The organism is Devosia marina (genome assembly GCF_009758415.1).
Classification (GTDB): domain Bacteria; phylum Pseudomonadota; class Alphaproteobacteria; order Rhizobiales; family Devosiaceae; genus Devosia; species Devosia marina.
The window spans coordinates 1-12,852 of the sequence record NZ_WQRF01000006.1 but is presented as its reverse complement, the minus strand read 5'-3'; the positions used below and the strand labels follow the sequence as shown (position 1 = coordinate 12,852).

8 protein-coding genes and 2 pseudogenes are annotated in these 12,852 nt (G+C 58.8%); 1 reads left to right on the top strand and 9 read right to left on the bottom strand.

Annotated elements, in window-relative coordinates:
* Positions 1–286: 286 nt before the first annotated feature.
* A pseudogene (locus GO014_RS19255) lies at positions 287–445 on the top strand (glyoxalase superfamily protein); the annotation flags it as partial.
* A 945-nt stretch (positions 446–1,390) separates the two neighbouring features.
* On the opposite strand, the pseudogene GO014_RS15245 reads toward GO014_RS19255, so the two are convergent.
* The 9 genes and pseudogenes from GO014_RS15245 to GO014_RS15205 form a co-directional block, all read right to left on the bottom strand.
* Positions 1,391–1,867 (bottom strand): annotated as a pseudogene (locus GO014_RS15245) (aldo/keto reductase); the annotation flags it as partial.
* 67 nt (positions 1,868–1,934) lie between these two features.
* On the bottom strand, positions 1,935–2,957 hold the full coding sequence (locus GO014_RS15240) for a zinc-binding alcohol dehydrogenase family protein (protein WP_157291165.1): 1,023 nt from the start codon (positions 2,955–2,957) through the stop codon (positions 1,935–1,937).
* Positions 2,957–5,209: a glycoside hydrolase family 95 protein gene (locus GO014_RS19250; RefSeq protein ID WP_246204670.1), complete on the bottom strand. Its 2,253-nt coding sequence runs from the start codon at positions 5,207–5,209 to the stop codon at positions 2,957–2,959. Before GO014_RS19250 ends, GO014_RS15240 begins: the two co-directional genes overlap by 1 nt.
* 10 nt (positions 5,210–5,219) lie before the next feature.
* The gene (locus GO014_RS15230; protein WP_157291163.1) at positions 5,220–6,218 is read right to left on the bottom strand and encodes an ABC transporter ATP-binding protein; all 999 of its coding nucleotides are present in this window, start codon (positions 6,216–6,218) and stop codon (positions 5,220–5,222) included.
* Between the two features lie 15 nt (positions 6,219–6,233).
* The gene (locus GO014_RS15225) at positions 6,234–7,256 is read right to left on the bottom strand and encodes a substrate-binding domain-containing protein (RefSeq protein ID WP_179952985.1); all 1,023 of its coding nucleotides are present in this window, start codon (positions 7,254–7,256) and stop codon (positions 6,234–6,236) included.
* Positions 7,257–7,317: 61 nt separating this feature from the next.
* On the bottom strand, positions 7,318–9,336 hold the full coding sequence (locus GO014_RS15220) for an alpha-amylase family protein (protein ID WP_157291161.1): 2,019 nt from the start codon (positions 9,334–9,336) through the stop codon (positions 7,318–7,320).
* Between the two features lie 2 nt (positions 9,337–9,338).
* Complete coding sequence (locus GO014_RS15215; protein WP_157291160.1) at positions 9,339–10,160, bottom strand: carbohydrate ABC transporter permease; 822 nt, start codon at positions 10,158–10,160, stop codon at positions 9,339–9,341.
* Positions 10,157–11,122, bottom strand: coding sequence for a carbohydrate ABC transporter permease (locus tag GO014_RS15210; protein ID WP_246204663.1), 966 nt, complete (start codon positions 11,120–11,122; stop codon positions 10,157–10,159). The genes GO014_RS15215 and GO014_RS15210 overlap by 4 nt, the downstream gene beginning before the upstream one ends.
* Entirely contained in the window at positions 11,122–12,414 is a 1,293-nt protein-coding gene (locus GO014_RS15205) for an ABC transporter substrate-binding protein (protein ID WP_157291159.1), read from the bottom strand. The genes GO014_RS15210 and GO014_RS15205 overlap by 1 nt, the downstream gene beginning before the upstream one ends.
* Between the last annotated feature and the right edge of the window lie 438 nt (positions 12,415–12,852).

Below are 12,852 nucleotides of genomic sequence, written 5' to 3'. Positions count from 1 at the left end.
CCTAAATGATGGGAATGAGGGCGCGTCGCTGCCAGGAGGCATCCGCTCCCATTTTAGCCGTAGATGCTCGGCTGTAGAGTTGCAGATAGCAGACGGCCACAAGGGCAGGCGCTGTTGACAATTCTCAACAGCGGCCTAACCTCGCTGGTGGCATGTGCAGCCAGCCGCTCGCGCCCATATGGGAAGGGTGAATGCACGAGTTTTGGTTTGACCCGCGACTCCTGGGCAGGCCGTCAGCAATGCGAGCACTGATCTTTTCTACTGCCCCGCGAGAAGGATCGAACCCATGCATAGCTTCATGGATGCCAAGCTCATGGCGAAACTGCTTCGGCAGGCTCTCGCCGAACGACGAATCGAAATTACCCATAGTGATAGCCTTGAACTGGTGTCGCGCCAGTTTGGCGTGGCCAATTGGAACATGCTGAGTGCCAGGATCGAACGGGCAAATCCGCCTGATGGCACTCTGCCCGGCGGCTGGTTCAAGGCGGGCAAGAGCCCGCAGCTCTATGACGCGCGCATCGACCGTGAGAATGGATCAAATGTTCTGATCGCGGCACGGCACGAAATGCTGCACGAAATCCGGGGCGACGATTTCTGCACGGTCATGCAGAGCGTAGAGGCAGGTCCATTCAAAGGCCGGCGCATCCGGCTCGCTGGCGAGCTGCGCACGAAGGATGCGGGCAGCGGCGCAACCATCTGGTTCCGGGTTGATGGCGCCAAGGGAACGCTTCTATTCGACAATCTCGAACTGCAGCGACCCGATGGGCCATTGGTTGGCACGCAGGGCTGGCAGGAGCGAACCATTGTCTTCGATATCCCTGAGGATGCGGTCAGCCTGCACTACGGCTTTATTCTCAAGGGCACAGGCAAATGCTGGTCTCGCATATTCAGCCTGAAAGAGGTCGATGGAGGTGTTCCGACCAGTGCCGGTCATGGGCCTGTTCTTCCTCGCCCGACAAACCTTGATTTCGGACAACGGGCCGCGAACTAGCAGCCTAAGCGGCGGAACAAAATCCGCCGCTTCACTCATATTCCCCTTTGTGGAGCGAACGCGTAACCTCTGCTTCGGCGGGACTGTCGCCAGAGGCCGACTGTCTGCAAACCGCCCCGTTGCGGGCGCCAGGGCGGCGCAAGTTGGGAGGTCAGAGCCAGTCGGTCAGCAGCCGACCCCATTCCTGACGATCGACGGGGTGTCATCGTTGTCCAAGGACGGCCATTTGGAATTCGCTCGTCCTTTCAATAATCGGCACTATCGCACACGAGCGCCGCACCTGGTCTGTTCGCTGGCGATTTCCCGTCCAATGCCGAGACCCGCGCCTGTGATTACGGCGACCGTGCCCGCAAGGGGCCGCTCCTCATTCTGGTCGTGGTCAGTCGTGAATGGGTCCACTCACGGTACAGTGTGGCCGGCGGCACGGAATAGGCTGTACCAATCCTCGCGGCTGAGCTGAACGTCGGAGCCCGCTGCGCATTCGCGCACACGGTCGGGCTTGGTCGTCCCCAGGACAACTTGGATATTGGCTGGATGACGGGTGATCCAGGCGACCGCTATGCCCGTGGGTGTGACACCATAGTTGGCCGCGACGCGATCCAACTCGTCATTCAATTCGGCATAGTTCTCGCGGTCGCCGATGAAGACCCCGTCAAAAAAACCTTTCTGAAAGGGCGACCATGCTTGCAGCATCATGCCTTTGAGGCGCGAATAATCGAGCAGACCGACGTCGCGCGAGATCGACTGGTCGTGGCCGTTCATGTTGGCCGCAATACCCTGCGCAAATAGGTTGGCATGGGTGATGCTCAGTTGCACCTGATTGAACAGCAGGGGTTGCCTGACGGCGGTCTTGAGAAGCTCGATTTGCCCCGGCGTCTGGTTGGAGACGGGGTGACCGGTTCAGGAAATGTACGAGCGGGAAGTTGGCCGCCGTACGGGACTTTCATGCGCGCGGCGCCATCGCGATCATGATCTTGGTGTAGTCGCCCGGCGCTTTGTCCCAACGTTCCAGGGCGGCCGGGGCCTCCTCCAGCGGCAGGGTGGCGCTGACGATCAGATCGCCGGCCTCCGGACGCGCTTCCAGCCATTCGACAACATCCTCGAAATCCGTACGCAACGCATTTCGCGAACCGCGGACGTCGATCTCCTTAGTGATGAACTGCTTGGTATCGTAGGCGATCGGCTGCTTGGCGTAGCCGATGTAAACGACTCTGCCGCACTGTCCAACGATGTCCACCGCCAGAAGGAACGTTGCGGGCGCGCCCACTGCCTCGATGACGACGTCGGGGCCATCGGGGACCAGTTCGGCAATCCGCGCGGCGACGTCATCGTTTCCGCCACGAACGACATGACTGGCGCCGAGCCTTGCGGCAATATCGAGCTTTTGAGGGCTGAGATCGACAGCGATCACCGTCGCGCCCTTGCGCACGGCGCCCATCAGGGCACCAAGCCCGATCATCCCGCATCCCAGGACGACAACGGTCTCCCCGCGCACCACTTCCGCGCGTCCCACGGCATGGAACCCCACCGAGCAGGGTTCCACCAAAGCGGCATCTCGCAGGGAGAGATTCGGGGTCGGAATGACCTTCTGGCGCGGTACGACGACGCAACCGGTCATGGCGCCTTCGCGCTGGACTCCCATGGTCTGGTTATTGACACAGGCATTCGGCCGACCGCCACGGCAGGCTCGACAGTGACCGCAATTGAAATAAGGCAATACCGTCACCCGTGCCCCGATACTCAGGTCGTCAACCCCGGCACCGAGCGCCGAAACTGTGCCCGCGATCTCGTGACCTGGCACCCGGGGATAGCTCACCAGCGGATTGAGCCCCCGGAACGAGGTGAGGTCCGAACCACAGAAGCCAACATGGGAAATATCAATGGCCACCTCGCCGGTCCCGGGTTTCGGTATGTCGATCTCGACAACTGATACCGAGCCCGGCTCGGTGATGCAGACCGCTTTCATCAATGCAGGCCTCCCAGAATAGTGGTCGTACCGGCCGCCAAACCTGATTGCAGAACCTTGTCCGAAACGCGAATTTTCCCGGCATAGCCCTCTGGTGCAGTAGCAGTCAGGGCCGTTAGGCGACCAGCGCGCCATTCAAAATCGAGAGTAACGCCCCCACGCGCTCGAACACCCTTGAGTCTGCCATCCGGCCAAGCCAAGGGTAGCGCTGGCAGGATAGTAATGGTCTCGGTACCGGACTGGACCAGCATTTCCAGAATGCCCGCCGCGCCGCCGAAATTGCCATCGATCTGGAACGGGGGGTGGGCATCGAAGAGATTTGGGTAGCTGCGATCAGGGTGCAGCAGCAGTTCCAGCACATCGTGGGCATGGTCGCCTTCACCGAGGCGCGCCCACAGATTGATGCGCCAGCCAATGCCCCATCCGGTTGCATCGTCACCCCTTATTTCAAGGGACCTTCGGGCGGCGGACAAAAGCTCCGGAGTATCCGCGCCGATCTGCAAGCTGGGATAGAGGCCATAAAGATGGGAGACGTGCCGATGGTGAATTTCTGGGACATTCAGATCCCAGTCCTCTTTCCACTCCTGCAATTGTCCCGCCTTTCCGACTTGGTCGGGCATCAGGCGCGCACGCGTAGACCGCGCTTGTTGTCTCAGATCGTGGTCTCCCCCAATCTGTTCGCTGGCAGCGACATAGGCGTCCAACAAGTCACGCAGAATCTGATTATCCATGGTGGGGCCGGCGCACAATGCGGCTCCCAAAGGATGTTCGTTCTCTGGCGAAATCGACGGAACGGTGACCAGATAGTCCGTACCGGGCAGCGGCTGCAAGATATCGATGAAGAACTGTACGGCGCCTTCAAGTAAAGGCAAAAGACGACGAACCAAAGGTTCGGGGCATCCAGCGAAGACCGCATGGTCCCACATTTGCGCGCACAGCCACGCCCCTCCCGTCGGCCAGAGGCCCCACTGTGCACCATCAACCGGCCCAGTCGCACGCCAGATATCAGTATTGTGGTGCAACACCCAACCGCGCGCACCGTAGTGGCGCCGGGCCATTTCGGAGCCGGTCTCTGCCAGATCCTCGACCAGGCTGATCAAGGGCTCGAAATTTTCGACGAGGTTGGCCGGATCAGGCAGCCAGTAGTTCATTTCGAGGTTGATATTGGCGGTGTATTTGCTGCCCCAGGGAGGCCTCACCTCCTTGTTCCAGATGCCTTGCAAGTTCGCCGCCTGCCCGCCAGGCCGACTGGAAGACAGCATAAGGTAACGCCCATACTGCACGTATAGGGCCGCCAGGGCAGCGTCGCCACCTTCAGAAAAGCGAGCAATCCGCTCATCCGTGGGCAAGTCTGTGCGACCCTCGCCCAGATCCAACGACAGCCGGTCGAACTTGCTCTGGTGTTCAGCGATGTGATTGGCTTTAAGCGCCGCATATGTCTTTTGGGCGATGGTCCCTCGCCGCTTGTCCAACAGGGCCTGAGGGTCGCCGGATACATCGTCAAAGCGCCGAAACGATGTAGCGATGTCGACAATGATGGTCGCACTGTCGGCGTTCTCGACCACAATGCGTCGCCCACGGCGGGACATTACGCCGCCTTGGGCTCGCACCTGAGCATCAATGCCGAATGTCAGGCGACCTTTGATCCCCTCCAGGTCGGCATTCCTGCCGAAATAACTCAGGCGATCTGGTTCAGTCTTTTGCCATTCACCATCCTGGGGGCTGTCGATCCAGACTTCGAAAGTCAACGCGCCTGGGCGATTGGCTGACAGTTGCGTGACAAAGACATCATCTGCCGCCGATACGAAACTCTCCCGGCGAACCGAGGCAATATCGTCGTCGATGCCCGAGCCCAGCAAGCCGTAACCCGTGCTGGCAATTGCCGTCGCAAGGTCGAGGGACCGGCGATAGGTATCGGGCGCTGCCTCGTGCCGAAACTCGATGAACAGATTGCCCGCCGGCTGGTAGGTCATCTGTGTCAGTGGCTTTGCCATCATCGTCTGGTTCGCTAGGGCCTGCGCCTCGACAAACTGCTCGGCAAAGATCAATTCCCTCACTCTGGCAAGGTTGGACAGGGCCTGGTCATTGACTGGCTGATATGGACCACCAGCCCACAAGGTGGCTTCGTTGAGCTGGAACTCCTCTCGGTCGATGCCTCCGAACACCATCGCACCCAACCGGCCATTGCCCAGTGGCAAAGCTTCGGTCCACGCCGTCGCCGGCGCCCGATACCACAACTCCAAATTCTGCATGAAGCTTACCCTACTGACGGACCCGCTGACCGTCTGTCTGAAATTTGTAGACCCGCTGGAGCGGCACGCTAACCTCAACGACATCGCGGGCCTTGATACCAGCGGCCTCCCTGGCCTCGACCACCAGCGCATCCCCGTCGCTCGTGGTGCCATAGAGATAGCGGGTGCCTCCCAAATTCTCGACCACGTCGACCGTTAGCGTGAAATTCATATCGCCTCGTCCGAGTTGGAAATGTTCCGGCCGGACGCCGAGAGTCAAGGAGGTGTCACCCTCGCGCCCCGATATGAAATTCATTCGCGGCGAACCAATGAAGCCTGCGACAAACTGATTGTCGGGGTTCTCGTACAACTCTTCAGGTGTGCCAGCCTGCTCAATCCTGCCATCGCGCATCACCACGATCTTGTCGGCCAGTGTCATCGCTTCGGTCTGGTCATGGGTCACGTAAATCATCGTCGATCCGAGCTGGCTGTGCAGCTTGGCAATCTCGACGCGCATGGAGACTCGCAGTTCGGCATCCAGATTGGACAGCGGCTCGTCAAACAGGAAGACTTCGGGATCGCGGACAATGGCCCGCCCGATTGCGACGCGCTGGCGCTGACCACCTGAGAGTTGGGATGGCTTGCGCTTGAGCAGTTGTTCGATCTGCAGCGTCTTTGCAGCGAGGGCTACACGTTCTGCGATCTCCTGCTTGGATAGCCCGGCCATACGGAGCGAGAAACCGATATTCTGTTCAACGCTCATGTGCGGATAGAGCGCATAATTCTGGAACACCATCGCCACCCCGCGTTCAATCGGGTCAGCATCATTCATGTGGGCGCCGTCGATCAGCAGGCTGCCGCTGGTGATTGGCTCAAGCCCGGCAATCATCCGCAACAAGGTCGACTTGCCACAACCCGATGGACCAACGAATACGGTGAACGCGCCGTCATCGATGGTCAGACTTAGATTGTCGATGACCTCGGCTGCGCCATAGGACTTGCTGACATTGTCAAGCGAAACGGTGGCCATGCTTGTGCTCCTGACCTAAAGGGTGGGGTTGCGGGCAGAGCCCCTGAGGATGATATTGGCGTCGATACGCAATGTCCGGCGACCAGATTGCGGACCATGGTCGAGACGCTCAAGCAGCACTGAGGCGATTGCGTCGGCCAACTTCTCGCTGGACTGACCCACGGCCGTAATGCCGGCAGGATGGATCGACCAAGCAGGCACATCGTCAAAACTGACCAGCGAAAGATCACGCGGCACCTCGACGTTGTGTTCGCGCAACCAGCGCAATGCTCCCATGGTCATGTTGTAGTTGGCGCTGAAAATGGCTGTGGGCGGCTCCGGCAATGCCAGGAGATCGCGAACGGCGGCATAGCCCCCCTCTTCATTCCAGAAGCCGGCACCGTAGTAGTCCTGGCGCAACTCTAGTCCGTGAGCCCGCAAGGCGTCTTCATATCCTTCGATGCGCTCTAGACCGGCTGAGTCTTCCCGACGTCCTGCGATCATGGCGATGCGGGTGTGCCCGAGCTCGGCAAGGTGCCGAACCAGCCGCTCGCTTGACCTGCGGTTGGTGGTAAAGACGCGATCCGCCGACAATCCCGGAATATCATTGTCATAGAGGACCACTGAAAGACCGTCATTGACGTGCCGTTCGAGTGTTCTTCCCGCGATGACCAGACCATCCATCACCACCGCATCAACGCGGTGCGAGGCAAAGAATTCGAGCCCCTCCTCGATGGAGCGCGCTTCCAGATCGTGACAATAGCTCAATACGGCGCGACCTGTGGGACGGAGGCGACGGGTTAGCTGGTCCAGCAATCCGGCGTGAAACTCGCTCAGTGCAGGGACCATCATGCCCACGATATGCGTTGTCTGCCGCTTCATGGACACCGCAACCAGGTTTCGGCGGTAGCCCAGGTCGCTGATGGCCTGTTCGATCGGCTGCCGCTTGGCATTGCGGATAGGCAGACCATTCAGATATCGCGAGACAGTCCCGACAGCGACACCTGCTACCTGGGCGACATCGGTTATGGTTGCTTGCTTCCTGCTCGTCTCTGACACTGTGTCCCGCCTTTGAGTTAGACTGTTCTGGTCGTCGCCAACGCCCTTCAAGGCCAATTGACTAGCCATACTCAAGAACGACTGCTGCGTGGATATGCAAGCGATCCAAAGTGATGCGATAGGCATCATCATCTAGCGCAACCAGTTCCAGCTCTGCCCCGGATATCGCGTCGTACACCCTGGTGGGGCGAACTGGCAGCACGACATCCGCGGAGATCGGGCCTATGGGCGGAATGTCTTCGATCATCTCCATGACACGCGTGCCCTCGCCGTGTGGCACGGACTTCCCACGCACCTGAGGTGGGCCGTAGAGCATGTGCAGGATGTAGCGGCTCCGGTCAGGTTGATGAGCGAGGCTGGCTCGGCCAGATGTTGGCAAGGTGGTACGTAGCACTTGTCTTGTCAGCAACCGGTCCAATACCGCCTCGACAAGTTTGCGATAGAGCGGCTGGCCGACACGGTGGTAGATTTCAAAGATCGGAAAGGCGATGTAGCCGATGCGATTGTGGAGGGTCACCGCTGGCCCGATAGCGGGAGCGTCCGGATTGTCCGGAGCATGCTGGTGCGAACTGAAGTGCGCGTAGGTCCGGTTGAAATAGGGTGGCACGCACTCAGCCAAAACCTCGGCGCCTGTGGTTTCGACACGCAGTGCGCGGCCATAGACCACAAAAGGCGTTTGCGTTAATGACGCGCCCAATCCTGGCATGGTCTGAATATATGAGGGCTCGAACACCGTATCGCCAGCAATCTGCACGCCTGCTGGCAAACTCAACTGCCCGTCCGCGTCCTGACCGGAGTTCCCGGACAGAAGCAGCGCGCCACCGTTCGCCAGGAACCGCTCGAGCCGCATCTTGAGATCCCCGTCCACAGGGATGTCGTCCGGCAAAATGACAAGGTCGTAGGACGAAAAATCGGCCATACCGTCGATGACGTCGAAGGGAAGCTGCATTTCAAGCAGCATTTGCGCGGCGCCATCGTCCGGCGCGACGTTGCGATCGCCCTCCGAATTGAAAAATTCCGACGAGAGAATGGCAATCTGAGAAACCTGGCGAGCCCCTTCTAGATAGGGCTCCAGCCTGGCAATGCGAGCATAGGCCGGCGCGATCGAGGCGTAAGTATCGGGGTTGATGGTCCCATTGGGGTGGAGCTGATCGCCAACCAGACATTTCGAGCCCAGCGCGACCATCTGAGCGGTCTCATACTCAAGGGCATGCGGGTGCTTGAAGCCACCAAACTCACCCCAGGAGGTATGAAATTTGCCCGTATGGGCGACATAGTCGAGCCCCAAAGTGGCTGCGTAGCGGGCGGAGGAGGGAAAGTGGTCATACCCCCAGCCCCCGGTTGGAAGGCTCTCTAGTTCGAGATGGCCGTACGGCGCGAAACGCTTGCGGCCCTGCTTGTGAATGTGGCCACAATTGTAGAAGACGCGCAGCCCGGGAAATTCTGCATCCAATGCAGCGCTCATCTCGGTGCGGAACAACTCGTTCACACGCTCGTCATTGATGAGCCTGTGTTCAGGCTTTTCCGGGTCAAGCCCAGCCGAGGCCATCGTGTCCATGCAGGCCTGGCAGACGCAGTCTGTCGCCAGAACGATATCGAAGAACAGCCCCGGAGGCTCATAGGCACGCGCAACCTCGCGCGCCTGTTCCAGCAATTCCTCCCGATACGCCTTGTGGTTAAGGCACAGCGTATGCCAACCCGCCTGCAATTGGTGAGGATCAAGCCGAGACTTCGCTCCAGATCGAACGCGCCATTCCGGATGCAGCCGCGCATTGCGCTCATCCCACTGCACCGAAATGTAAACCGGGCACTCTATGTCGGCGGCCTTGAGCGCTGTCGTCATGTCACCGAGAAGGTCGGGACGGGACAGATTTGGGTGCGGAGCTCCGACCTTGGTAGGATAGTACGACCAGCCGTGATGGCATTTGGCGAAGACCGTAACGCTGTCCACGTTCGCTGCCTTGAAGGTCTCGACAAAGTCGTCGGCATCAAATGCCGATCCGACCCCCGGAATGTGCTCAGAGGTGTGGAAGTCGAGATGGATCTGCCGATAGCGCAGCGGCTTGTTGGTATTAGGCATGTCTATTCCTTGGCCCCGGTCCGTGTCTCGGAACCGACGGCAAACTGACGCTGGAAAATCAGGAAGACCAGAAGCGGTACTATAGTGGTGACAATGGCAGCCACCGAACGCAGGTCCCAATTGAGTTCATATGTCCCTGAAACCCGCGTTAGCAGAACCGGCAGCGGCACATCGGTTCTCAAATAGAGCATGGGCAGCAGCAATGCGTTCCAGGTCCAGAGAAACTGCAGAATTGCCACTGCAAAGATCGGCGACAGACTGTTGGGCAGCACAATGTGCCAGAATATACGCAGGGGCCCACAGCCATCTATACGACCAGCTTCCACCAGCTCTTTTGGAAAGTCCTCAAGGAAATTTTTGACCAGAAAGATCGACCACGCAAAGCTGAGACCAACATAAGGGATCAGCACAGACGCAAAGTTGTCGAGCAAGCCCAGGTCGCGCCAAAGCTGGAACAGCGGGATGATGACCACCTGTTGCGGCAAGACAAACGCATTGATGATAATGATCAGCATCAGGCGCCGGAATGGAAACTTCAGGAAATGGAAGGCGTATGCTGCCGCTGGAGTCAGCAACATTGTGGATATGGTGGCGATGAACGCGAGTTGAGCCGTGGTCACAAAGGCCGACGCGAGCGGATACTCACTCCAGACCCGGAACCAAGCATCAAGGGTGAAGCGGATCGTATCGAGACGCCACCAGCCCAAGGTCACATCCTGCGGTGGCCTCACTGAAGTGACGATGATGCCGAGGATCGGAATAATCCAGATAAAGGCGATAACGCCCACAATTGCTATCGTCCAGCGCGGTGTCTTACCGATCATTTCGCACCTGCTGTACGCTGTATGATGGCGGGGATCGAGATGACCAGCACCGCAATGAGCAAGACCACCGTGGCCGCGGCCCCGTAACCAAGTTTGAACTGGGTCATGGATTCCCGATACATGAAGTAGCCGACGGTTTCGGTCGCCCGCACAGGGCCGCCACCCGTCATCACGAATATTATGTCGAACGCCCTCAGCGCGCCGAGCAGATTGATGAACACCGCGACTCGCACGCCTGGCAACGAGAGCGGCATCAAGATGTGGCGCATGACAGCAAAGGGCTTGGCACCGTCCATATAAGCGGCTTCCAGCACTGTCCTTGGGATCGATTGCACGGCTGCGAAACACAGCATCAGCGGAAGACCGACACCGCCCCAGGCCGCAGAGGCAACGATAGCCCACAGGGCGGTGTCCGGATCACCAAGCCAGGGGTGGGCAAAACCAGGCAGGCCGAAAAGTGAAATGAAGCTATTGAGCAAGCCCGCAGCGTCAGGCCGGAAAATGCTGATCCACATATAGCCGACAACGGCTTCCGACACGCCAAATGCCGTAAAGATCATTAGTCGGAAAATTGTCGTCTGGCGCGGGGCAAAATTACACAGCATTGCCACTGCCCAACCGATCGACACCGAAATCACGGTCGTCGACAAAGTGAAGACAAGGGTCGTAACCAGGGTGTTGCGGAACGCCGGGTCTGTAAACAGGCGCACATAGTTACCAAGGCCAATGAAGATCGGTTTGCCGAGACCCTTGATGTCGTAGAAGCTCAGCCGGACCGTATCGATCAACGGGTAAATAACCGAGACACCAAACAGGATCAGCACGGGTAACAGCAAGATCACGGCTGCAGCGACGTCACTCAGACGCCGCCGGCGGGGAACGGGCGGCCTATGCCGCCCGCCCGTCGACAGGGCGCGTTCTGAGCCCGGCACCGCCGCTGCTGAAGCGACGGGCATAGCCATCAGTAGACTTCCATAGCCTTGGCTTCGATCGCCGCCGTGACGGACTCAATCGTTTCCTCGGACGGATCTTGCAGGAAGCGCTGCAATTGTACTCGATATTCATCAACAAGATCGCCCGGGAGCAAGTCTCCAAGGACGAAATGGACCTTAGAATCGGCAACAGCAGCCGTCGCCACCTGCTGCACCGGACCAAGCAAGCTGATATCGGCATTATTGCTGGGCGAAGCATAGCCATATTGCGCCAAAATCTCAGTGGCTTCAGGGCTTAGCAGGTAGTCCATGAAGGCCACCGCGGCTTCCGGGTTCGCGCTGTTTGCAGTCAGCACCACCTCTTTGGCATCAACACTTGCGGTGTCATCATGCCCCATTCCCAATGCGGGGAACTGGAACAGCGAATAGTCAACACCCTCTTCCAGGCCGTATTCGTTAATGGCCCGACCGTTCATCCACATACCGATGAGCAGGAAGTTGGCGCTGTCGGCCGTGAAGATCTGATCCGCAGCATAATCCCAGTCGCCTGCGAACATCTGCTCTGGCGTGCCGCAACAGCCGGCATTGAGCATCTCAGCGAACTTGCCAAGAGTTTCCTTGACGACATCGTCGGTCCAGAGAATTTCGCGTGATGCCAGCTTGCTGGCAGCCTCTACACCGCCAACGCGTAGCAACAGATTCTCGAACCATTCGCCATGTGCCCAGTACTTGGCTGGCATTGCGACAGGCGTCGCATATCCCTCAGCCTTCAACGCTTCAATCGCTGAGAGAAATTCCTCCCAGGTCTGCGGCGGTTCTATTCCGGCTTCCTCGAGATGACTGGTCTTGTACCAAATACCCGAGCGATCACCATAGGTGTATGTCACGCCATAGGTCACACCGTCGGTTTGGCTCAGGGCCTTCCAGGATTCTCCCAAATCCTCATCCCAACCCTGCTCGGCCCAGATGTCATCGATGGGTGTGATGATACCGGCATCGGCGAGTTCGGCGCGAAAAGCCGGCCAGGTGTTGATAATCAGGTCAACGCGCTCACCGCCGAGAAGCGCCGTGCGCATGGGGCCACGGGCATCACCCTGAACGGTCAACCCGACTTCGCGGACGCTCACCTCGGGATTTCGTTCGGAGAAGTCTTCTCCGAGACGGGTCCACATCTCTCCTTCGCTGCCACCCAGCCACTGCAAGATCACGAGCTCGCCACTGGCATCCTGGGCCCAAGCAGCACCACCCACGCTCATAAGCGCCGACACGGCAACGCCGGATAGAATTGCGCGGCGCACGCTGGCGCCTGGTCGTTTGATCATTTTGGTCTCCTCCTCCACTTGACGCTGCATTTGCCGCATGTCGTCAAGTTAGATGACAACGTTATCATCTATCTTGATCATTGCAAGAGTTTGGTTGACGTTCTTCTCCATCGCAATGCCGCGACCCCGCTAGGTTGGGGCGCTCATCTCGATCTGGAGATTTTGTCATTTGCAATTGACGGCGAACCACAAGAAGTTCGGCATAGAGATAAAGCATCCTTCACTGCCCCGTTCTATCGGGACATCCCCCTCGCGGCGTCGCCAAGAGCTGAGCGGACCGGCCGCTCTTAGGAAATCTTGAGAGCCTCTGGATGACCGAAATGGGCGCGTTGCCGATTGGCAGAAACGCAACCCCATTGCGGCCGCGACGATTTGGTGATCACCCGAAACCTGCCGTTCCGCAACCAAATCGTAAGTCCGTTTGGACAGAGTGCAGGC

Coding starts and splice junctions, on each gene's coding strand:
- GO014_RS19250 (WP_246204670.1), bottom strand. CDS start 5,209: ATGCAGAATTTGGAGTTGTGGTATCGGGCGCCGGCGACGGCGTGGACC.
- GO014_RS15205 (WP_157291159.1), bottom strand. CDS start 12,414: ATGATCAAACGACCAGGCGCCAGCGTGCGCCGCGCAATTCTATCCGGC.
- GO014_RS15215 (WP_157291160.1), bottom strand. CDS start 10,160: ATGATCGGTAAGACACCGCGCTGGACGATAGCAATTGTGGGCGTTATC.
- GO014_RS15240 (WP_157291165.1), bottom strand. CDS start 2,957: ATGAAAGCGGTCTGCATCACCGAGCCGGGCTCGGTATCAGTTGTCGAG.
- GO014_RS15220 (WP_157291161.1), bottom strand. CDS start 9,336: ATGCCTAATACCAACAAGCCGCTGCGCTATCGGCAGATCCATCTCGAC.
- GO014_RS15210 (WP_246204663.1), bottom strand. CDS start 11,122: ATGGCTATGCCCGTCGCTTCAGCAGCGGCGGTGCCGGGCTCAGAACGC.
- GO014_RS15230 (WP_157291163.1), bottom strand. CDS start 6,218: ATGGCCACCGTTTCGCTTGACAATGTCAGCAAGTCCTATGGCGCAGCC.